The 21,086-nt window shown below is 68.0% G+C and carries 16 protein-coding genes and 2 pseudogenes; 9 read left to right on the forward strand and 9 right to left on the reverse strand.

Annotation, left to right across the window (positions count from 1 at the left end):
* Positions 1 to 224: 224 nt before the first annotated feature.
* Positions 225 to 863, forward strand: a pseudogene (locus G3N96_RS30815) (uracil-DNA glycosylase); the annotation flags it as partial.
* Positions 860 to 1,825: a DUF1853 family protein gene (locus G3N96_RS30820; protein ID WP_206139533.1), complete on the forward strand. Its 966-nt coding sequence runs from the start codon at positions 860 to 862 to the stop codon at positions 1,823 to 1,825. The pseudogene G3N96_RS30815 and the gene G3N96_RS30820, both read left to right, overlap by 4 nt.
* Before the next feature lie 18 nt (positions 1,826 to 1,843).
* Here the strand turns inward: G3N96_RS30820 and thiD are convergent, their stop codons facing one another.
* Both thiD and lplT read right to left on the reverse strand, forming a co-directional pair.
* On the reverse strand, positions 1,844 to 2,653 hold the full coding sequence (gene thiD, locus G3N96_RS30825; RefSeq protein ID WP_206139534.1) for a bifunctional hydroxymethylpyrimidine kinase/phosphomethylpyrimidine kinase: 810 nt from the start codon (positions 2,651 to 2,653) through the stop codon (positions 1,844 to 1,846).
* A 58-nt stretch (positions 2,654 to 2,711) separates the two neighbouring features.
* Positions 2,712 to 4,019 carry a lysophospholipid transporter LplT gene (gene lplT, locus G3N96_RS30830; RefSeq protein WP_124584590.1) on the reverse strand — a complete coding sequence of 436 codons (1,308 nt, stop codon included), beginning with the start codon at positions 4,017 to 4,019 and terminating at the stop codon, positions 2,712 to 2,714.
* Positions 4,020 to 4,237: 218 nt separating this feature from the next.
* On the opposite strand from lplT, the gene alr reads away from it, so the two are divergent.
* The 3 genes from alr (at position 4,238) to G3N96_RS30845 (ending at position 7,109) form a co-directional block, all read left to right on the forward strand.
* Positions 4,238 to 5,308, forward strand: a complete 1,071-nt coding sequence (alr, locus tag G3N96_RS30835; RefSeq protein WP_124584588.1) for an alanine racemase — start codon at positions 4,238 to 4,240, stop codon at positions 5,306 to 5,308.
* 11 nt (positions 5,309 to 5,319) lie between these two features.
* Entirely contained in the window at positions 5,320 to 6,696 is a 1,377-nt protein-coding gene (radA, locus tag G3N96_RS30840) for a DNA repair protein RadA (RefSeq protein WP_069248291.1), read from the forward strand.
* 146 nt (positions 6,697 to 6,842) lie between these two features.
* Entirely contained in the window at positions 6,843 to 7,109 is a 267-nt protein-coding gene (locus G3N96_RS30845; protein WP_089495113.1) for a DUF2866 domain-containing protein, read from the forward strand.
* A 210-nt stretch (positions 7,110 to 7,319) separates the two neighbouring features.
* On the opposite strand, the gene G3N96_RS30850 is transcribed toward G3N96_RS30845, so the two are convergent.
* The gene (locus G3N96_RS30850; RefSeq protein ID WP_124584586.1) at positions 7,320 to 9,251 is read right to left on the reverse strand and encodes an ATP-binding cassette domain-containing protein; all 1,932 of its coding nucleotides are present in this window, start codon (positions 9,249 to 9,251) and stop codon (positions 7,320 to 7,322) included.
* Positions 9,252 to 9,387: 136 nt separating this feature from the next.
* On the opposite strand from G3N96_RS30850, the gene G3N96_RS30855 reads away from it, so the two are divergent.
* Positions 9,388 to 9,867 (forward strand): glutathione peroxidase, encoded by a 480-nt coding sequence (locus tag G3N96_RS30855; RefSeq protein ID WP_089425699.1) that lies wholly within the window; start codon positions 9,388 to 9,390, stop codon positions 9,865 to 9,867.
* 60 nt (positions 9,868 to 9,927) lie between these two features.
* On the opposite strand, the gene cls is transcribed toward G3N96_RS30855, so the two are convergent.
* From cls to dapC, 6 genes are all read right to left on the reverse strand, one after another.
* Positions 9,928 to 11,367 (reverse strand): cardiolipin synthase, encoded by a 1,440-nt coding sequence (gene cls, locus G3N96_RS30860; protein WP_206139535.1) that lies wholly within the window; start codon positions 11,365 to 11,367, stop codon positions 9,928 to 9,930.
* A 108-nt stretch (positions 11,368 to 11,475) separates the two neighbouring features.
* The gene (gene prmB / locus G3N96_RS30865) at positions 11,476 to 12,384 is read right to left on the reverse strand and encodes a 50S ribosomal protein L3 N(5)-glutamine methyltransferase (RefSeq protein WP_206139536.1); all 909 of its coding nucleotides are present in this window, start codon (positions 12,382 to 12,384) and stop codon (positions 11,476 to 11,478) included.
* A gap of 11 nt (positions 12,385 to 12,395) precedes the next feature.
* On the reverse strand, positions 12,396 to 13,535 hold the full coding sequence (gene dapE / locus G3N96_RS30870) for a succinyl-diaminopimelate desuccinylase (protein WP_206139537.1): 1,140 nt from the start codon (positions 13,533 to 13,535) through the stop codon (positions 12,396 to 12,398).
* A gap of 90 nt (positions 13,536 to 13,625) precedes the next feature.
* Entirely contained in the window at positions 13,626 to 13,994 is a 369-nt protein-coding gene (locus tag G3N96_RS30875) for an ArsC family reductase (RefSeq protein ID WP_069248286.1), read from the reverse strand.
* The gene (gene dapD, locus G3N96_RS30880; protein ID WP_006478479.1) at positions 13,994 to 14,821 is read right to left on the reverse strand and encodes a 2,3,4,5-tetrahydropyridine-2,6-dicarboxylate N-succinyltransferase; all 828 of its coding nucleotides are present in this window, start codon (positions 14,819 to 14,821) and stop codon (positions 13,994 to 13,996) included. The genes G3N96_RS30875 and dapD overlap by 1 nt, the downstream gene beginning before the upstream one ends.
* A 43-nt stretch (positions 14,822 to 14,864) precedes the next feature.
* Positions 14,865 to 16,097: a succinyldiaminopimelate transaminase gene (dapC, locus tag G3N96_RS30885; protein ID WP_206139538.1), complete on the reverse strand. Its 1,233-nt coding sequence runs from the start codon at positions 16,095 to 16,097 to the stop codon at positions 14,865 to 14,867.
* A 159-nt stretch (positions 16,098 to 16,256) separates the two neighbouring features.
* On the opposite strand from dapC, the gene G3N96_RS30890 reads away from it, so the two are divergent.
* From G3N96_RS30890 to G3N96_RS30900, 3 genes and pseudogenes are all read left to right on the forward strand, one after another.
* A complete protein-coding gene (locus G3N96_RS30890; protein ID WP_206139539.1) occupies positions 16,257 to 17,198 on the forward strand; it encodes a DMT family transporter in 942 nt (313 codons plus the stop codon).
* Positions 17,199 to 17,337: 139 nt separating this feature from the next.
* On the forward strand, positions 17,338 to 20,850 hold the full coding sequence (smc, locus tag G3N96_RS30895) for a chromosome segregation protein SMC (RefSeq protein ID WP_046545990.1): 3,513 nt from the start codon (positions 17,338 to 17,340) through the stop codon (positions 20,848 to 20,850).
* Between the two features lie 100 nt (positions 20,851 to 20,950).
* Positions 20,951 to 21,086: pseudogene (locus G3N96_RS30900) on the forward strand (3-(3-hydroxy-phenyl)propionate transporter MhpT); the annotation flags it as partial.

Consider the following 21,086-nt stretch of genomic DNA (forward strand, 5'->3'; position numbering starts at 1 on the left):
TGCGCGGCGTAGCCGCCGCTCGACGAGCAGGGGCGCGGGCTGCTGGCCGAAGCGCCGGGGGACGTGGCCGAGCTCACGCTGCTCGCGCAGTGCGGCCCCGCGTCGCCGGAGGCGCTCCATGGCCCGAAGGCCGGCGCCCGCCTGCTGTCGCCGACCGGCCATAGCGTGCGCGGACCAGTCCGCGCTGCCACGCCGACGTGGCAACAGGGTCAGCCGGTGCTGCGGGCGATCCCGTGCCGGTGGCCGAATCGCGCCCCGTCGGTACGCCGGTTGCCGCGCTCGACTGGGACGCGCTGGCCGCGCGCGTGGCCGACTGCACGCTGTGCCGGCTGTGCGAGAAGCGGACCAACACCGTGTTCGGCGTCGGCGACCGCGAAGCGGACTGGATGCTGATCGGCGAAGCGCCGGGCGAGAACGAGGACAAGCAGGGCGAACCGTTCGTCGGCCAGGCCGGCAAGCTGCTCGACAACATGCTGCAATCGCTGTCGCTCAAGCGCGGCGACAACGTATACATAGCGAACGTGATCAAGTGCCGGCCGCCCGGCAACCGCAATCCGGAGCCGGACGAGGTCGCGAGCTGCGAGCCGTACCTGCAGCGCCAGGTCGCGCTCGTGAAGCCGAAGCTGATCGTCGCGCTCGGCCGCTTCGCCGCGCAGACGCTGCTGAAGACGGACGCGAGCATTGCGTCGCTGCGCGGCCGTGTGCATGCGTACGAAGGCGTGCCGGTGATCGTGACCTACCACCCGGCGTACCTGTTGCGCAGCCTGCAGGACAAGTCGAAGGCTTGGGCCGACCTGTGCCTCGCGCGCGACACGTTCCGGCGTGCAGAGGGCGGCGACGCGAACGGGCCGGCCGGGCAATGACGACCGGCGCGGCGTGCGCATTCGTCGATACGCTGCACGACGTCGCGGTTCGGGATCTGGGCTGGCTGCTGGCCAGCCCGAGCCTGCTGACCGCGGTGCCGGACGCGCCGCTGGCGCGTCCGTGGCTGGATGCGGTGGGGCAGTCGGCCGTCGAAGCATGGCTCGCCGCGCTCGATGCGCAGCCCGAACCGCTGCATCGCGCGCTCGACGGCTTCCGGCCCACCCGGCTCGGCCGTTACGCCGAATGCCTGCTCGAGTATTTCCTGACGCACGGGCCGTCGCTGCGGCTCGTCGCGGCCAATCTGCCGCTGCGCAGCAACGGCAAGACGCTCGGCGAAGTCGATTTTCTCGTCGATGCACCGGACGGGCAGCGCCTGCACTGGGAACTCGCGGTGAAGTGCTACCTGTGCGCGCCGGTGCAAGCCGGCGCATCGCTTGCCGATTTCGTCGGCCCGAACCTCGTCGACCGGTTCGACCGCAAGCGCCGCCGGTTGCTCGAGCACCAGCTGCGGCTCGGCGATCGCGACGGGTTTGCGCGGCTCGGCTACGGCGCGCCGTCCGATGCGCAGATGTTCATCAAGGGCTGGTTGTTCTATCCGCACGGCGCACCGTTGCCGCCGGTGTCCGCGGAAATCGCGCCGGATCACCCGCACGGTTTCTGGCTCACCCACGCGCAGTGGCCGGCCTGGGCGGCCGAGCAGGGTGCCGGCGTCGCGTGGAGCGTGTTGCCGCGGCTTGCGTGGCTGGCGCCGCGACGGGCTGCCGCCGGTAGCGGATTCGAACCCGACATGCTGGCGGCCACGCTGGAATTGCCGCCGGTGTTGACGACGCGCGAGGCGCCTGCGCTGATCGGCATCCATGAAAAGGGTAGTGACGGCACGTGGCGCGAGACGGCGCGCGGCTTCGTCGTGCCGGACGACTGGCCGGTACGCGCCCAGGCGTTCGCGGCGCAGGATCACTGACGCCGCGTCAGCAGCCGTTCACCACCAGCGATGGAAGTGATGGACGGGGCCGACGCCGTGGCCGACGTCGAGGTGGCCGCTCGCGGCGATCGCGCCGGTCAGGTAGGTCTTGGCCTCGCGCACCGCGCTTTCGAGGTCGGGCTGCTGCGGCAGCAGCGCCGCGATCGCCGACGACAGCGTGCAGCCGGTGCCGTGCGTGTTGCTGACCGGCACGCGTGCGCCGTCGAGCCGCACGGTGCGGGTCGCTTCCACGAGCCAGTCGGGGCTCGCGGAAGCGTCCGGCAGGTGGCCGCCTTTCATCAGCACGGCGCGTGAACCTGTCTGTAACAGTGCCTGACCTTGCCGGATCATGTCGTCTTCGGTGGTCGCGGGCACATCGTTCAGCAGCGCGGCCGCTTCGGGCAGGTTCGGCGTCACGACCGTCGCGAGCGGCAGCAGTGCATCGCGCAACGCATCGACTGCATCGGGTGCGAGCAGCGCGTGCGCGCTCTTCGAGATCATCACCGTGTCGAGCACGACGAAGCGCGGCGTGTAACGGCGCAGCGCGTCGGCTACCGCGTGCACGATCGCGGCATTCGCGAGCATCCCGATCTTGACCGCATCGATGCGGATATCGCCGAACACCGCGTCGAGTTGCGCGGTCACGAACGCCGCATCCGGCGCATGCACGCCCGTCACGCCGCGCGTGTTCTGCGCGGTCAGCGCGGTGATCACGCTCGCGCCGTACGCACCGAGCGCGGAAAAGGTCTTCAGGTCGGCCTGGATGCCTGCGCCGCCGCCCGAATCGGAGCCGGCGATCGTCAGGATGTTGGGTATCGGGTGCGTCATGAGGGCAACGCGCCGGTTCGAGGACCGGCGCCGGCGGACGGAAACGGGAAGTGTAGCGTCAGTGCCGCGATTCGCCGATCAGCGCGACCGAGTCGAACTGACGCTGGTTCGCCTGGTGGCGGCGCATCACGAGCCACATCGTCAGGCAGACGAACGTGCCGAACAGCACGATCACGACGCCGACCGGCACGTCGAGCCACACGAGCACCGCATACAGGCACAGCATCACGAGCACCGACAGGTTCTCGTTGAAGTTCTGCACCGCGATCGAGTGGCCGGCCGACAGCAGCACATGGCCGCGATGCTGCAGCAGCGCGTTCATCGGAACGACGAAGTAGCCGGACAACGCGCCGACGCACATCAGGAAGATGTAAGCGATGATCAGGTACACGGGCATGCGCAGGTGGCCGAAGTGCACGGCCCAGTGCGACGGGAACAGGTCGCGCGTGTAGAACGCCATCAGCATCACCGCGATGCCCATGATGATGCCGACCGGCAGCACGGACAGCGACTTCTTCAACGGGATTCGGGCGGCGGCGGCGATTGCACCGGCCGCGACGCCCACGGCGACCACGGCCTGCAGGATCGCGCCTTCCGACAGCGACATGCCGAGCGACACTTCAGCCCACTTCAGCACGATGAACTGCAGCGTCGCGCCCGCGCCCCAGAACAGCGTCGTGACCGCCAGCGAGATCTGGCCGAGCTTGTCGCGCCACAGCACCATGAAGCAGTCGGCGAAATCCGTGAGGAGCTTGACCGGGCCGCGTTCCTGCTTCGGGTAGCGGGCGCCCGTATCGGGGATGCGCAGGTTGAACAGCGCGGCGATCACGTAGATCGCCATGATGATCGCCATCGCTGCCTCGGCGGGCGTGCCGATCCAGGCGGGCGTGTGCGCGATCACGTGCGACGCGATGTGCGGGCTGATCAGCGCACCGCCCAGCACGGTGCCGAGGATGATCGAGCTGACGGTCGTGCCTTCGATCCAGCCGTTCGCGGCGACCAGCCGGTCGGCCGGCAGCAGCTCGGTGAGGATGCCGTATTTCGCGGGCGAGTAGGCCGCCGCGCCGAACCCGACGATCCCGTACGCAATCAGCGGATGGGCGCCGAACAGCATGATCATGCAGCCGACGACCTTGATCGAGTTGGTGATGAACATCACGCGGCCCTTCGGGCGCGAATCCGCGAAGGCGCCGACATAGGCCGCCAGCACCACATAGGACAACACGAAGAACAGCTTCAACAGCGGTGTCATCCAGTTGGGGGCGTGGAGGTCTTTCAGCAGGGCGATGGCGGCGATGAGGAGCGCATTGTCGGCCAGCGACGAGAAAAACTGCGCGGCCATGATGGTGTAAAAACCTTTTTTCATCTGATGCGATGCTTTCGTCGCTGCGGCAGGGCCGCGTAGGCCGCCTGGTGTGCGATCGGCTTATTCCGTTCGAAATGGGTTGTGCGCACGGCTTTATAACATGAAAATACGCCAATTCGGACTAGCAAGATTCCCCGATCGTTCCGCAAATTGTCGGCTTCAGTGCTCAAAAGGCGCGGTAAGCTGATGATTCGCAAGCGTCTTTACGTAAATTTCCCATGCCGCGCCCGATCTCCGCCACCATCCATACCGCCGCTCTCGCGAACAATCTCTCCGTCGTCCGCCGCTTCGCCGGCCCGTCCAAGGTCTGGGCGGTCGTCAAGGCCAACGCGTACGGTCACGGGCTCGCGCGTGCGTTTCCCGGCCTGCGCGGCACCGACGGCTTCGGCCTGCTCGACCTCGACGAGGCCGTCAAGCTGCGCGAGCTCGGCTGGGCCGGCCCGATCCTGCTGCTCGAAGGGTTCTTCCGCTCGACCGACATCGATGTGATCGACCGCTACAGCCTGACGACCACCGTCCACAACGACGAGCAGATGCGGATGCTGGAAACGGCGCGGCTGTCGAAGCCCGTCAACGTGCAGCTCAAGATGAACAGCGGGATGAACCGGCTCGGCTACCTGCCGGAGAAATACCGCGCCGCATGGGAGCGCGCCCGCGCGTGCCCCGGCATCGGCCAGATCACGTTGATGACCCATTTTTCGGATGCGGACAACGAGCGCGGCGTCGCGGAGCAGCTCGCGACGTTCGAGCGCGGCGCGGAAAGCATCGCCGGCGCGCGCAGCCTCGCGAACTCGGCGGCCGTGCTGTGGCATCCGGATACCCACTTCGACTGGGTGCGCCCGGGGATCGTGCTGTATGGCGCGTCGCCGTCCGGGCTGTCGTCCGACATTGCCGATACCGGGCTGAAGCCCGCGATGACGCTCGCATCCGAGTTGATCGCGGTGCAGACGATCGGGAAGGGCCAGGCCATCGGCTACGGCTCGACGTTCTCCGCGCAGGCGCCGATGCGGATCGGCGTGGTCGCGTGCGGTTACGCGGACGGCTATCCGCGGGTCGCGCCCGAAGGCACGCCCGTGATCGTCGACGGCATCCGCACGCGGATCGTCGGTCGCGTATCGATGGACATGATCACCGTCGACCTGACCCCGTGCCCGCAGGCCGGCGTCGGCGCGCGCGTCGAGCTGTGGGGCAACGCGCTGCCGATCGACGACGTCGCCCGCCATTGCGGCACGATCGGCTACGAGTTGATGTGCGCGGTCGCCGGCCGCGTGCCCGTGCGCGCAGAATAAGGGCGTTGCGCGTGGCCAAACAGAAAACCGTATACGTCTGCAGCGAGTGCGGCGGACAGACCCCGAAGTGGCAGGGCCAATGCCCGTCGTGCCAGGCCTGGAACACGCTGGTTGAATCGGCTGCCGAGGCGCCGTCGGCCCACCGATTCCAGTCGCTCGCGAAGCGGGCGCCCGTCCAGCGTCTCGTCGACATCGAAGCGGCCGACGTGCCGCGCTTCTCGACCGGCATCGGCGAATTCGATCGCGTCCTTGGCGGCGGCCTGGTTCCGGGCGGCGTCGTGCTGATCGGCGGCGATCCGGGTATCGGCAAGTCGACGCTGCTGCTGCAGTCGCTCGCGGACATCGCGAGCGAGCGGCGGGCGCTCTATATCAGCGGCGAGGAGTCGGCCGCGCAGATCGCGTTGCGCGCGCAACGGCTTGCGCTGCTCGACGGCGGTGCGGCGGCGGATGAGTTGAAGTTGCTCGCCGAGATCCAGCTCGAGAAGATCCAGGCCGCGATCGATACGGAACGGCCGGACGTGGCCGTGATCGACTCGATCCAGACCGTCTATTCGGAAGCGCTCACATCGGCGCCGGGCTCGGTTGCGCAGGTGCGCGAGTGCGCGGCGCAGCTCACGCGTATCGCGAAGCAGTCGGGCACCGCGATCATCATGGTCGGGCACGTGACCAAGGAAGGCAACCTAGCCGGCCCGCGCGTGCTCGAGCACATCGTCGACACGGTGCTGTACTTCGAAGGCGACACGCATTCGTCGTTCCGGCTCGTGCGCGCGTTCAAGAACCGCTTCGGTGCGGTCAACGAGCTCGGCGTGTTCGCAATGACCGAGCGCGGGCTGCGCGGCGTCGCGAATCCGTCCGCGCTGTTCCTGTCGCAGCACGAGCAGGTCGTGCCCGGCTCGTGCGTGCTCGTCACGCAGGAAGGCACGCGCCCGCTGCTCGTCGAAATCCAGGCGCTCGTCGATACGGCGCACGTGCCGAACCCGCGCCGGCTCGCGGTTGGCCTCGAGCAAAACCGGCTCGCGATGCTGCTCGCGGTGCTGCACCGGCACGCGGGCATCGCGGCCTTCGACCAGGACGTGTTCCTCAATGCGGTGGGCGGCGTGAAGATCACCGAGCCGGCCGCCGACCTGGCGGTGCTGCTGGCGATCCATTCGTCGATGCGCAACAAGGCGCTGCCGAAGGGGCTGATCGTGTTCGGCGAAGTCGGGCTGGCGGGCGAGATCCGGCCGTCCCCGCGCGGGCAGGAACGGCTGCGCGAGGCGGCGAAGCTCGGTTTCACGTCCGCGCTGATTCCGAAGGCGAATGCGCCGAAGCAGCCGATCGAAGGGCTGAACGTGATGGCCGTCGATCGGCTCGAGCAGGCGATCGACCGCGTGCGCGATCTCGAGTGACCGGCGCGTCAGGCGTTCGGGCCATGCGTGCGGGCGATCTGTCACGTAATTCGCTGTAAAGAAGATGTAGGGTTATGTAACCCGACGGACATCGCTTTTCCCTATCCTTTGCCGGATTGTCGAACCGCGCAATGCGAAGGGAACCTATGTTGAAATCGTACGGGGAAGCGCCGAGCGGACGCCTTTACAACCTGCGTGGCTGCCGCGTGTCCGAGCCGATTCGCCAGCCGTGGGGCGGCGGATGCCGGATCGTCGAATGGATCGACGACGAGGGGCGCCTGGCGCGCAAGGTCGTGTCCGAGGACGTGACGGAAGCGGAAGTCGCTGCGGCGATCCGGCGGCCGACCGAAGGGCGCCGGCACCTGATGGGCGACGACGAGCAGCTGCCGCGCGACACGTTGCCGCGACGCTGAGCCGGCAAGCGCGGCGAGCAGCCGGAGAACGGTGCGACGACGGTAGTGAATGATCAGGCCGGGCCCGAGCGCCCGGCCTCGTCGCATCTGGGCCCCTCGAGGGCCCGATGGTCTTTCGCCGCGCCGCGATGCCAGGGTGCCGCGGCGCAGAGGCAGTCGGCGCGCAGGGCCCGCATATCGGCATAGTGGCCGGCTGCGCCGCGACTGCGGTCAGCCGATCTGCTCGAGCTCTTCCTGCGCGGCGAGCCAGTCGGCCTCGACCGTTTCGAGACGCGTGTTGACGTCCCCGAGCTTGCGGATCGCGTCGGTCAGTTCCGTCTTGCGCTCGGCTTCGTAGCTCGCCGGATCGGCGACGAATGCGTCGAGGCGCGCCTTCTCCGCGTGCAGCGTCTCCATTTCCTTTTCGAGCTTCGTGATGCGCGTCTGCAGCGGCTTCTTCAGCACCGACAGGCGCTGCCGTTCCTCGGCGGCCTGACGCTTCTGGTCCTTGCGGTTGGCCGCGGCACCCGCACCCGAAGAGGCCGCGCTGTCGGCCTTCGCGGCCGCGCGCTGCTCGGCCGCGTGCTGTAGCAGCCAGTCGCGGTAGTCGTCGAGGTCGCCATCGAACGGCTGCAGCCGGTGCTTCGCGACCAGCATGAACTGGTCGGTCGTCGCGCGCAGCAGGTGACGGTCGTGCGAGACGAGGATCAGCGTGCCTTCGAACTGCGCGAGCGCCATCGTCAGCGCATGGCGCGTTTCGAGGTCGAGGTGGTTGGTCGGTTCGTCGAGCAGCAGCAGGTTCGGCTTCTGCCAGATGATCAGCGCGAGCGCGAGGCGTGCCTTTTCACCGCCCGAAAACGGCCCGACCGGAGTGGTCGCCATGTCGCCCGAGAAGTTGAAGCCGCCGAGGAAGTCGCGCAGTTCCTGCTCGCGCGTGTCGGGCGCGAGCCGCGCCAGATGCGCGAGCGGGGAATCGTCCTCGCGCAGCGTTTCCAGCTGGTGCTGCGCGAAATAGCCGATCGTCAGCCCCTTGCCGTCGCGGACGTGCCCCGACAGCGGCGCCAGCGTGCCGGCCAGCGTCTTGATCAGCGTCGACTTGCCCTGGCCGTTTGCGCCGAGCAGGCCGATGCGCTGGCCGTTCTGGATCGACAGCGCGACGCGCTCGACGATCGGAATTTCCGCCCCGCCGTCGGCGTGGTAGCCGCAGCGGACGTCTTCCATCACCATCATCGGGTTCGGCGCGGCATCGGGCGTGCGGAATTCGAACGTGAACGGCGACGCGATGTGCGCGGGCGCGATCAGCTCCATCTTCTCGAGCGCCTTCATCCGGCTCTGCGCCTGCTTGGCCTTGGTCGCCTTGGCCTTGAAGCGGTCAACGAAGCTCTGCAGGTGTTCGATCGTCTTCTGCTGTTTCTCGTACGCGCTTTGCTGCAGCGCCAGTTGCTGCGCGCGCAGCACTTCGAACTGCGAGTAGTTGCCGCCGTAGCGCTTCACCTGACGGTTTTCCAGGTGCAGCGTGACGTTGCAGATCGAATCGAGGAATTCGCGGTCGTGCGAAATCACGACGAGCGTGCCGGGGTAGCGGTGCAGCCAGTCTTCGAGCCAGACGATCGCGTCGAGGTCGAGGTGGTTCGTCGGTTCGTCGAGCAGCAGCAGGTCGGAACGGCACATCAGCGCCTGCGCGAGGTTCAGGCGCATGCGCCAGCCGCCGGAGAAGCTGGCGACGGATTCGCGCGTCTGCGCGAGCGTGAAGCCGAGGCCGAGCAGCAGCGCCTCGGCGCGGGCGGGCGCGGTGTAGCCGTCGGCGTCGGCGAACGCCGCGTGCGCGTCGGCTTCGGCGGCGCCGTCATGCGCGGCGGAGGCGGCGGCGATGCGCGCCTCGATCTCGCGCAGCGCGGCGTCGCCGTCGAGCGTGTAGTCGAGCGCCGAGCGGTCGACCGCGGGCGTTTCCTGCGACACATGGGCGATCCGCCACGACGGCGGCATCGAGAAATCGCCGCCGTCCGAGTGCAGCTCGCCGCGCAGGACCGAGAACAGGGTCGACTTGCCGGCGCCGTTCGCGCCGATCAGGCCGGCTTTCTCGCCGGGATTGAGCACGAAGGAGGTCGACTCGAACAGCGGCTTGGTGCCGCGCGCAAGGCTGAACTGATTGAAACGGATCACGGCGGAAATGACTGGCCAAAACCGCTATTCTAGACCGCGCGCCGTTCGCGCCGGGCATTGGCCGTTCGGCGGATGTCGCAACGGGGCAATTTCGCCTAGACTCCACGTCGATCCGGTTTCGTAAAAGGAGTGCCCGATGTCCACCCTGTATTCGTTCAGCGCAGAGACGCTTGCCGGCGCGCCGGCCTCGCTCGACGCGTATCGCGGCAAGGTGCTGCTGATCGTCAATACCGCGAGCGAGTGCGGTTTCACGCCGCAGTACGCGGGCCTGCAGAAGCTGTACGACCAGTACGCGGCGCGCGGCTTTTATGTGCTCGGCTTCCCGTGCAACCAGTTCGGCAAGCAGGAGCCCGGCGACGCCACGCAGATCGGCGCGTTTTGCGAGCGCAATTACGGCGTCACGTTCCCGATGTTCGCGAAGATCGACGTGAAGGGCGACCATGCGCATCCGCTGTACCGCTACCTGACCGACGAGGCGCCCGGCATTCTCGGCCTCAAGGCGATCAAGTGGAATTTCACGAAGTTCCTGGTCGACCGCGAAGGGCGCATCGTCAAGCGCTACGCACCGTCGACCAAGCCGGACGAAATCGCCGCGGATATCGACAAGCTGCTGTGACGGCTGCCGGCGGTGTTCGCGGCGCCGGTGCGGATCGCAGCGCCGCCGCAGTCCCGGCCGCTAGAGGATCGGGGCGAACAGCCGCGCGACGTGCATCGCGATGCGCCGCCAGGCGGGCGATTGGCGGTATTCGCTCGCATCGACCTCGTACGCCTGCGCGAAATCGGCATCGAGCATCGTCTCGACTTCGTCGGCGAACGTGCGATCGACGGTCAGCACCATGATCTCGAAATTGAGGCGGAACGAGCGGTTGTCGAGGTTCGCGCTACCGATTGCCGCCGCGATGCGGTCGATCAGCACGACCTTCTGGTGCAGGAAGCCGGGGCGGTAGCGGAACACCTTGACGCCCGCATCGACCAGGTCGCGCGCGTACAGCTTCGACGCCTCGAATACCACGTAATGATCGCGCCGGCTCGGGATCAGGATGCGCACGTCGACGCCGCGCATCACGGCGAGCTTCAGCGCGGAGATCACGGCTTCGTCGGGCACGAGGTACGGCGTGGTGATCCAGACCCGCTCGCGCGCGGCATTGATCGCCTCGACGAAGAACAGCGAGCCCGTCTCCTGCTTGTCGGCCGGCCCCATCGGCACCACGAGGCAATGCATGTTGTCGCCGGGCTGCGCGGGCGGGGGCAACGCGAGCGGCGGCAGCTTCTGCGTTGCCCAGTGCCAGTCTTCGGCGAACACGTACTGGATGCTCGCGACCACCGGGCCGCGAATCTCGATGTGCGTGTCGCGCCACGGCGACAGGCGCGGCTTCGCGCCGAGATACTCGACGCCGACGTTGTGGCCGCCGACGAACGCGCAATTGCCATCGACGACGACGATCTTGCGGTGGTTGCGGAAGTTGAGCTGGAAACGGTTGACGAACTTCCGGTTGGTCGCGAACGGGTGAACCTCGACGCCGCCCCGGCGCAACATGTTGACGTAGCTGTGCGGCAGGTCGAAGCTGCCGATGCTGTCGTACAGTAGGCAGCAGCGCACGCCGGCCGCCGCGCGCGCGAGCAGCGAGTCGCGCAGCATCCGGCCGAGCGCATCGTCGCGCACGATGAAGAACTGCACCACCACGTAGTCGCGCGCGGCGTCGATGGCCGCCAGGATCGCCGAGAACGTCGCGTCGCCGTTCACGAGCGTGCGCACCGAATTGCCGCCGAGGAACGGCATGCCGCCGAGCCGCGTGAGCGCGAGCACCGCGGCCTGGCCGATCGCGTCGGCGGCGGGCCCGTCGGTCGCGTCGGTGCTGAGCCACGGCGAGCGCGGTGTGTGCATGCGCAACATTTCCAGCTCGTGGCGCCGGGCGTCCACGTAGCCGGAGAACTTGCTGCGGCCGAGGAACAGGTACGGAATGAGTGTCAGGTAGGGCATGGCCGCGAGCGAGACGGCCCACGCGATCGCGCCTTGCGACGTGCGCGTATTCATGATCGCGTGGAACGCCGCGACGATCCCGAGCACGTGGATGGTCAGGATCAGGGTGCCGAGATGTAGCCAGTCGAGGGTCATGGGCGCGTGTCGGACTCCTGAGGTCGCGCGGCCGGGCGGCCGCCTACGCGCATCTTACCCAACCGTGCGGCGCAACGGTGCACCGCACGGTGGGCGAGCCGGGAAGGCTCAGGCCTTGCGGGGCAGGTCCGACGCCTGGATCAGGAACACGGCGTCGTCACCCGCGCTGGTGGGCAGCCACGTGAGCTCGAGGCCGCCGAACGCGGCTTCGACGTGCTCGCGCTCGTTGCCGATCTCGACGACGAGCACGCCGTCGTCGTGCAGCCAGCGATGGGCCTCGGCGACGATACATCGCACGATGTCCATGCCGTCATCGCCGCCCGCGAGCGCCATCTCCGGCTCGTGCCGGTACTCGGGCGGCAGCGCGGCCATCGACGACGCGTTCACGTACGGCGGGTTCGTCAGGATCACGTCGTAGCGTGAGCCCAGATCGGTGCGGAACGTGGGCAGCGGCGCGTAGAGGTCGCCGCGGTGCAGCGCGACGCGGTCTTCGAGGCCGTAGTCGCGTACGTTGATCTCGGCGACTTCGAGCGCCTTGTCGGACAGGTCGACCGCGTCGATCTCGGCGTTCGGGAACGCGCTCGCCGCGAGGATCGCAAGGCAGCCGGAGCCCGTGCACAGTTCGAGCACCGCGCCGACTTGCTCGGGGTCGGCGACGTACGGCTGCAGCCCGTCGTCGAGCAGTTCGCCGATGAACGAGCGCGGCACGATCACGCGTTCGTCGACGTAGAAGCGGTGGCCGTGCATCCACGCCTCATGCGTGAGGTACGCGGCCGGTACGCGGTCGGTCGCGCGCCGTTCGATCACCGCGAGCACGGCCGCGATTTCGTCCGGCAGCAGCCGCGCGTCGAGGAACGGCTCGAGCGTGTCGAGCGGCAGGTCGAGCGTGCGCAGCACGAGGTAGGCCGCTTCGTCGTATGCGTTGTCGGAGCCGTGGCCGAACGCGAGCTTCGCCTTCGAGAAGCGCGTGACCGCGTAGCGCAGCAGGTCGCGAACAGTGGCAAAAGGTGTCGTCATGCGAGGCTCCATCAGGCGATCAGTTGTTCGAGCACGCGGCGGTACACGTTCTTCAGCGGGTCGACGAAGCGCACTTCGATGTGCTCGTCGATCTTGTGGATGCTGCCGTTCGGCGGGCCGAACTCGATCACCTGCGGGCAGATGCGCGCGATGAAACGGCCGTCCGACGTGCCGCCCGTGGTCGACAGCTCGGTCGTGATGCCGGTCTCGGTGCGGATCGCGTTTTCCAGCGCGCCCGACAGCTCGCCGCGCGGCGTGAGGAACGGCAGGCCGCTCACCGACCACTTCAGCGTGTATTCGAGGCCATGCTTGTCGAGGATCGCGTGCACGCGTGCCTGCAGGCCTTCGACCGTGCTGGCGGTCGAGAAGCGGAAGTTGAACAGCAGGTCGGCGTGGCCGGGAATCACGTTGGTCGCGCCGGTGCCGGCATGCAGGTTCGACACCTGCCAGGTGGTCGGCGGGAAGTATTCGTTGCCTTCGTCCCACTGCTCGGCGGCGAGCTCGGCGAGCGCCGGCGCGAGCAGGTGGATCGGGTTCTTCGCGAGGTGCGGATACGCGATGTGGCCCTGCACGCCCTTGACGACGAGTTCGCCGGACATCGAGCCGCGGCGGCCGTTCTTCACGACGTCGCCGAGCTCGGTGGTCGACGTCGGCTCGCCGACGATGCAGTAGTCCATGCGCTCGCCGCGTGCTTCGAGCAGCTCGACGACCTTCACGGTGCCGTCGGTGGCGGGGCCTTCCTCGTCGCTCGTGATCAGGAACGCGATCGTGCCGCGGTGGCCGGGATGGGCCGCGACGAATTCCTCGGACGCGACGACGAACGCCGCGAGCGACGTCTTCATGTCGGCCGCGCCGCGGCCGTACAGCTTGCCGTCACGATGGGCGGGGATGAACGGCGGCGAGCTCCATTGCTCGAGCGGGCCGGTCGGCACGACGTCGGTATGGCCCGCGAACGCGAGCAGCTTGCCGTCGCGGCCGTCGGTGCCGCACTTGACGGCCCACAGGTTGGTCACGCCGTGCGACGCGATGGTCTCGCATTCGAAGCCGAGCGCGGCGAGGCGCTCGGTCATGATCTGCTGGCAATGCTGGTCGTCGGGCGTCACGGACGCGCGGGCGATCAGCTGTTCGGTAAGGGCTAGGGTGGCGGACATGGTTCGGACCACTTTCGATAAAAAATGCCGGCGCGGTGGCCGGCAGCGACAAGACGTCGGGCTGCGCCGACAGGCGCAGCGCGGGCAGCCCTATGCGGCAAACAGCGCCGCGTATTGATCGGCCACGAAGCCGAGCGACTTCACGCGGCCGTTGACCACCAGCACGGGGCGCTTGATGACCGACGGCTTGTGGATCATCAGCGCGACCGCGCCGGCCTTCGTTTCGGCGGCCGCCTTCATCGCGTCGTCCAGGCCGCGCCACGTCGTGCCGCGCTTGTTGACGAGCGCGTCGAGCGACACGTCCTTCAGCCAGTCCTCGACGAGCGGTGCGCTGACACCGAGCTTCTTGAAGTCGTGAAACTCGAATTCGACGCCGTGATCGTCGAGCCACACGCGGGCCTTCTTCACGGTGTCGCAGTTCGGAATGCCGTAGACGACCACGGTGTGCGGCTTTGCCATCAGTCGCCTCGCAGCAGCTCGTTCAGGCCGACCTTCGCGCGGGTCTTCGCGTCGACCTTCTTGACGATCACCGCGCAGTACAGGCTGTGCGAGCCGTCCTTCGACGGCAGGTTGCCGGCGACGACGACCGAGCCGGCCGGGATGCGGCCGTAGCTGACTTCGCCCGTCTCGCGGTCGTAGATCTTCGTGCTTTGGCCGAGGTACACGCCCATCGAGATCACCGAGTTTTCCTCGACGATCACACCTTCGACGACTTCCGAGCGTGCGCCGATGAAGCAGTTGTCTTCGATGATGACCGGGTTCGCCTGCAGCGGCTCGAGCACGCCGCCGATGCCGACGCCGCCCGACAGGTGGACGTTCTTGCCGATCTGCGCGCACGAACCGACCGTGGCCCACGTGTCGACCATCGTGCCTTCGTCGACGTACGCGCCGATGTTGGTGTACGACGGCATCAGCACGACGTTCTTCGCGATGAACGAGCCGCGGCGCGCGATGGCCGGCGGGACGACGCGGAAGCCGCCCGCGGCGAAATCTTCAGCGGTGTAGTTCGCGAACTTGGACGGCACCTTGTCGTAGAACTGCGAGTAGCCGCCGGCGGGCATCGGCGCGTTGTCCTCCAGGCGGAACGACAGCAGCACGGCCTTCTTCAGCCACTGGTGCACGGTCCAGTTGCCGTCGATCTTCTCGGCCACGCGCAGCGCGCCTTTGTCGAGCTGCTCGATCGCGTGCGCGACGGCTTCGCGGACGTCGGCCGGTGCGGCCTTCGGCGACAGCTCGGCGCGGTTTTCCCAGGCGGTATCGATGATTTGCTGAAGTTGTTGCGACATGTTCGTTTTCGCAGGAGATGGATGGAATTGATCGGATGGAAGATTACCGCGCGAGAGACCGGCAGAAATCGACGATGCGTTGCGCGCCCTCGACGCATTCGGGGGTGCCCGCGACGAGCGCGATCCGGATGAAATCGCGGCCCGGATTCGTGCCGTGCGCATCACGCGCCAGGTACGAGCCGGGCAGAACCGTCACATTATAGTCGGCGTACAGGCGGCGGGCGAACTCGGTGTCCGACAGCCCGGTGCGCGACACGTTGGCCCACAGGTAGAACGCCGCGTCGGGCAGCTTCACGTCGATCACGTCGGCGAGCATCGGCGTGACCGTATTGAACTTCTGCAGGTACAGCGCGCGGTTCTCGCGCACGTGCGGCTCGTCGTTCCACGCGGCGATGCTCGCGTGCTGCCAGACCGGCGACAGCGCCGCGCCGTGGTACGTGCGGTACAACAGGAATTTCTTCAGCAGCGCCGCGTCGCCGGCGACGAAGCCCGAGCGCATGCCCGGCACGTTCGAGCGCTTCGACAGGCTCGACAGCATCACGAGCCGCTCGAAGCCGCGGCCGAGGCGGTGCGCGGCCTCGAGGCCGCCGAGCGGCGGCGCCGCTTCGTCGAAATAGATTTCCGAATAGCACTCGTCGGACGCGATCACGAAACCGTGGCGGTCGGACAGCGCGAACAACTCGCGCCAGTCGTCGAGCGTCAGCACGGCGCCCGTCGGGTTGCCCGGCGAGCAGACGTACAGCAGTTGCGTGCGCGCCCAGACTGCGTCGGGCACGGACGCGTAGTCGCACGCGAAGTTGCGGGCCGGGTCGCTGTTCGCGAAATAGGGTTCGGCACCGGCCAGCAGCGCCGCGCCTTCGTAAATTTGATAGAAAGGATTCGGACAGAGTACGATCGCCTTCTCGCCCTGTTCAGACGGGCGGGCGTCGATCACCGTCTGCGCGAGCGAGAACAGCGCCTCGCGCGACCCCGACACGGGCAGCACCTGCGTGGCCGGATCGACGGCCGGCAGCCCGTAGCGGCGCTCGAGCCAGTGCGCGATCGACGTGCGCAGCGCGTCCGAGCCGGCGGTGGCCGGGTATGACGCGAGACCGTCGAGCGCGGCCACCACGGCGTCGCGGATCAGCGCCGGGGTTGCATGTTTGGGTTCGCCGATGCCGAAGCTGATCGGTTTGAGGGCGCCGGAGGGCGTCACGTCCTTGAACAGGGCGCGCAGCTTTTCGAAGGGATAGGGCTGGAGCGAGTCGAGTCGAGGGTTCACGGGCGAAGCGGCCATCGCGGCCGGTTGGAGCGAAAGAAGCGGCGGGCGCGCCGCGCGGCTGCGAACGGGCGCCGATGGCGCGTGGGTCGCAACGAACGATTATAGCGTGACGGAATGCGGTCACGGCCTGCCGGAACGGCGGCCGGGCCGGTCGAATAAAGGGTATTGAACCAAATGAATAACGCGGTACGCGGCAGCCTGCCGACGCTGGCCATCCTGATCGGCGCGTCGGTATGGGGCCTGATCTGGTATCCGCTGCGGATCCTGGCGTCGCTCGGCGTGACGGGCACGCTGGCGAGCGCGCTGACGAGCCTCGTCGCCTTCCTGTTCGTGATCGTCGCGCGCCACCGCACGATCGCGACGCTGCGCTGGCACTGGGTGCTGCCCGGCATCGCGGTGACGGCCGGCGTGACGAACCTCGGGTTCGTGTGGGGCACGATCCACGGCGAGGTGCTGCGCGTGATGCTGCTGTTCTACCTGACCCCCGCGTGGACCGCGATCTATGCGCACTTCCTGCTGCGCGAGCGGCTGACCTGGGCCGGCGCGGGGCTCGCGGCGCTGTCGATCGGCGGCGCGATGCTGATGCTGTGGTCGCCGGCGCTCGGCCTTCCGCTGCCGGCCACCCCGGCCGAATGGGCCGGGCTCGCGGCCGGGTTGAGCTTCGCGATGAGCAACGTGCTCGTGATCAAGGCGAGCCGCGAGCTGCCGGAGATGCGCGCCGAGATGCGTACCGCGACGCTGTTCGGCGGCGCGGCGGTGTTCGGCGCGATCGCGTCGCTGTTCGAGGGGATACCGGCTGCGCCGGCGGGCGGCCACCTCGGCACGGCCGTGCTGATCATCGTCGCGATCGGCGTGACGATGGCGTCGAACAACCTGCTCGTGCAGTACGGGCTGGCGCGCGTGCCGGCCAACCGCGCGTCGATCATCATGCTGTTCGAGATCGTGATCACCGCGCTGTCGGCCTGGGTGTTCGCGAACGAGCTGCCGAGCGCGCGCGAGTGGGCGGGCGGCGCGTGCATCGTGCTGGCGACGCTGCTGTCGAGCCGGGTCCATCGTGCCGCGCCGGCACCGGACAAACCCGGCGACGGTCGGGACGGCGCACGCGCGATGGTATGATGGAAGCCGTTTGCGGGGCCCAACGCTGTATGCGCGCGGCCCCGCTTTTGAATTCCGGAGCGCATCGCGCGCATGGGCCGTCGGGCCTCGCGCAGTGCGGCTCCGTCCGTTTCACACCTTCTTCACATCCGATACCGCCGTGCGTCTGAGCTCGATCAAACTCGCTGGCTTCAAATCCTTTGTCGATCCCACGCATTTCCAGGTTCCGGGCCAGCTTGTCGGCGTGGTGGGCCCGAACGGGTGCGGCAAGTCCAACATCATCGATGCCGTGCGCTGGGTGCTCGGCGAGTCGCGCGCTTCCGAGCTGCGCGGCGAATCGATGCAGGACGTGATCTTCAACGGCTCGACCGCCCGCAAGCCCGGCAGCCGGGCCAGCGTCGAACTGATCTTCGACAACTCCGACGGCCGCGCGGCCGGCCAGTGGGGCCAGTACGGCGAGATCGCCGTGAAGCGCGTACTCACGCGCGACGGCACGTCGAGTTACTACATCAACAACCTGCCGGCGCGCCGCCGCGACATCCAGGACATCTTCCTCGGCACCGGCCTCGGGCCGCGGGCGTACGCGATCATCGGGCAGGGCATGATCGCCCGGATCATCGAGGCGAAGCCGGAAGAACTGCGCGTGTTTCTCGAGGAAGCCGCGGGCGTGTCGAAGTACAAGGAACGCCGCCGCGAGACCGAGAACCGTCTGCACGACACGCGCGAGAACCTGACCCGCGTCGAGGATATCGTCCGCGAACTCGGCGCGAACCTCGAGAAGCTCGAGGCGCAGGCCGTCGTCGCCACCAAATACAAGGAGCTCGTCGCCGACGGCGAGGAGAAGCAGCGCCTGTTGTGGCTGCTGCGCAAGAACGAGGCCGCCGGCGAGCAGCAGAAGCAGCAGCGTGCGATCGAACAGGCGCAGATCGACCTGGAGGCGCAAACGGCGAAGCTGCGTGAGGTCGAGGCGCAGCTCGAGACGCTGCGCGTCGCGCATTACTCGGCAAGCGACGCGATGCAGGGCGCGCAGGGTTCGCTCTACGAAGCGAACGCCGAGGTGAGCCGCCTCGAAGCCGAGATCAAGTTCATCGTCGAATCGCGCAACCGCGTGCAGGCGCAGATCGCCGCGCTGAATGCGCAGCGCGAGCAATGGCGCGCGCAGGCCGAGAAGGCGCAGGACGAGCTTGAAGAAGCCGAAGAAGCGCGCGCGATGGCCGACGAGAAGGCCGCGCTCGCCGAAGACAACGCCGCCGCGAAGCACGATGCGCTGCCGGCGCTCGAAGCGAAATTCCGCGATGCGCAGGCGCAGCTCAACGACGAGCGCGCGCGGATCGCGCAGACCGAACAGTCGCTGAAGCTCGAAGCCGCGCACCAGCGCAACGCCGACCAGCAGCTGCAGCAGCTGCAGCAGCGCCATGAGCGCCTGAAGAGCGAAGCGGGCGGGCTCGATGCGCCGGACGAGGCGCAGCTCGAGGAGCTGCGCATGCAGCTGGCCGAGCAGGAAGAGATCCTGGCCGAAGCGCAGGCGCGCCTCGCCGACGCGCAGGAAACGGTGCCGCGCCTCGATGGCGAGCGCCGTGCCGCGCAGGAGCGCGTGCAGGCCGAAGCCGCGCAGATCCACCAGCTCGAGGCGCGTCTCGCCGCGCTGAAGCAACTGCAGGAAAACGTGCAGACCGAAGGCAAGGTGCAGCCGTGGCTCGACAAGCACGAGCTCGGCGCGCTGCCGCGTCTGTGGAAGAAGCTGCATGTCGAAGCGGGCTGGGAAGCCGCGCTCGAGGCCGTGCTGCGCGAGCGCCTGGCCGCGCTCGAAGTGTCGAATCTCGACTGGGTGAAGGCTTTTGCCACCGACGCACCGCCTGCCAAGCTCGCGTTCTACGCACCGCCCGCGGCCGGTGAACCGCCGGCGGCCGTGGCCGGCCTGCGTCCGGTGCTGTCGCTCGTGCGCATCGACGATGCGGGCATCCGCGCGGTGCTGAACGACTGGCTCGGCAACGTGTACGTCGCCGACGACGTCGCGCAGGCGCTCGCGACGCGCACGCAGCTGCCGGCAGGCGGCGCGTTCGTCGTCAAGGCCGGCCATATCGTCACGCGCGTCGGCGTGCAACTGTATGCGGCCGATTCGGAGCAGGCCGGGATGCTGGCCCGCCAGCAGGAAATCGAAAACCTGACGCGCCAGGTGCGTGCGCAGGCGCTGCTCGCCGACGAGGCCCGTACGGCCGCTGTTCGCGCGGAAGCCGCGCACACTCAGGCCACGCAGGCGCTCGGCGACGTGCGCGCACAGGCCGAGCGTGCGACGCAGCGCGTGCATGCACTGCAGATGGACGTGCTGAAGCTTGCGCAGGCGCACGAACGTTACACGCAGCGCAGCACGCAGATTCGCGAGGAACTCGAGGAAATCGGCGCGCAGATCGAAGAGCAGCGCGCGATGCGCGCAGAGTCGGAAGCGAATTTCGAGCGTTTCGACGGCGAACTGGCGGAACTGCAGGCGCGCTTCGAGGACAATCAGCTTGCATTCGAAGCGCTCGACGAATCGCTGACGCAGGCGCGTCAGGAAGCGCGTGACCTGGAGCGCGGCGCGAACGACGCGCGCTTCGCCGCACGCAATGCCGTGACGCGGATCGACGAGCTCAAGCGCAGCATCCAGGTCGCGCACGAGCAGAGCGAGCGCGTCGCCGCGTCGCTCGAGGACGCACGTGCCGAGCTCGAGACGATCAACGAGCAGACCGCGCACACGGGTCTGCAGGACGCGCTCGAGATTCGCGCGGTGAAGGAAGAGGCGCTGCAGGCCGCGCGGATCGAACTCGACGACCTCACCGCGAAGCTGCGCGCGTCTGACGAGCAGCGCCTCGTCGCCGAGCGCTCGCTTCAGCCGTTGCGCGACCGCATTACCGAATTGCAGTTGAAGGAGCAGGCCGCGCGGCTGTCGGTCGAGCAGTTCGCCGAGCAACTGACGACGGCCGAGGTCGACGAGGAAGCGCTGCGCGAGAAGCTCACGCCGGATCTGAAGCCGTCGTACCTGCAGGGCGAGGTCACGCGCCTGAACAACGCGATCAACGCGCTCGGCCCGGTGAACATGGCCGCGCTCGACGAGCTGAAGGCCGCGAGCGAGCGCAAGGTGTTCCTCGATGCGCAGTCGGCCGACCTGATCGACGCGATCACGACGCTCGAGGACGCGATCCACAAGATCGACCAGGAAACCCGCACGCTGCTGCAGGGCACCTTCGACGAAGTCAACCGCCACTTCAGCGACCTGTTCCCGCGCCTGTTCGGCGGCGGCCAGGCGAAGCTGATCATGACGGGCGACGAAATTCTCGATGCCGGCGTACAGGTGATGGCGCAGCCGCCGGGCAAGAAGAACGCGACCATTCACCTGCTGTCGGGCGGCGAAAAGGCGCTGACGGCCACCGCGCTGGTGTTCGCGATGTTCCAGCTGAACCCGGCGCCGTTCTGTCTGCTCGACGAGGTCGACGCGCCGCTCGACGACGCGAACACCGAGCGTTTCGCGAATCTCGTGCGCGCGATGTCCGACAAGACGCAGTTCCTGTTCATCTCGCACAACAAGATCGCGATGGAAATGGCGCAGCAGCTGATCGGCGTGACGATGCAGGAGCAGGGCGTGTCGCGGATCGTTGCGGTGGACATGGAAACCGCCGCGGGTTTTGCCCAGAATTGACGTTTGACGAAACCGGACCGCGTTCGCGCGGCGCATGGGCGCCCGTTCGCGGTTCCAACGAACAAGAATTGCTGATGGAGCGTGCATGGACGAGTTGACACTCGGTTTGATCGGCGCGGCGCTCGACCGGATGCGCGCGTCGCGCGTGGTCGGCGGCATGTATGTCGGGATCGTGCTGTCGCTCGCCGCGCTCGCGGCCGCGCCCGGTTTCGCGTCGCTCGCGGCCGCAGCGTTCG

The sequence above is a fragment of the Burkholderia sp. Se-20373 genome, assembly GCF_017104705.1.
Taxonomy (GTDB): Bacteria; Pseudomonadota; Gammaproteobacteria; order Burkholderiales; family Burkholderiaceae; genus Burkholderia.

Coding starts and splice junctions, on each gene's coding strand:
- dapD (WP_006478479.1), bottom strand. CDS start 14,821: ATGTCGCAACAACTTCAGCAAATCATCGATACCGCCTGGGAAAACCGC.
- G3N96_RS30845 (WP_089495113.1), top strand. CDS start 6,843: ATGTTGAAATCGTACGGGGAAGCGCCGAGCGGACGCCTTTACAACCTG.
- dapC (WP_206139538.1), bottom strand. CDS start 16,097: ATGGCCGCTTCGCCCGTGAACCCTCGACTCGACTCGCTCCAGCCCTAT.
- alr (WP_124584588.1), top strand. CDS start 4,238: ATGCCGCGCCCGATCTCCGCCACCATCCATACCGCCGCTCTCGCGAAC.
- G3N96_RS30820 (WP_206139533.1), top strand. CDS start 860: ATGACGACCGGCGCGGCGTGCGCATTCGTCGATACGCTGCACGACGTC.
- prmB (WP_206139536.1), bottom strand. CDS start 12,384: ATGACGACACCTTTTGCCACTGTTCGCGACCTGCTGCGCTACGCGGTC.
- dapE (WP_206139537.1), bottom strand. CDS start 13,535: ATGTCCGCCACCCTAGCCCTTACCGAACAGCTGATCGCCCGCGCGTCC.
- cls (WP_206139535.1), bottom strand. CDS start 11,367: ATGACCCTCGACTGGCTACATCTCGGCACCCTGATCCTGACCATCCAC.
- G3N96_RS30855 (WP_089425699.1), top strand. CDS start 9,388: ATGTCCACCCTGTATTCGTTCAGCGCAGAGACGCTTGCCGGCGCGCCG.
- thiD (WP_206139534.1), bottom strand. CDS start 2,653: ATGACGCACCCGATACCCAACATCCTGACGATCGCCGGCTCCGATTCG.
- G3N96_RS30875 (WP_069248286.1), bottom strand. CDS start 13,994: ATGGCAAAGCCGCACACCGTGGTCGTCTACGGCATTCCGAACTGCGAC.
- lplT (WP_124584590.1), bottom strand. CDS start 4,019: ATGAAAAAAGGTTTTTACACCATCATGGCCGCGCAGTTTTTCTCGTCG.
- G3N96_RS30890 (WP_206139539.1), top strand. CDS start 16,257: ATGAATAACGCGGTACGCGGCAGCCTGCCGACGCTGGCCATCCTGATC.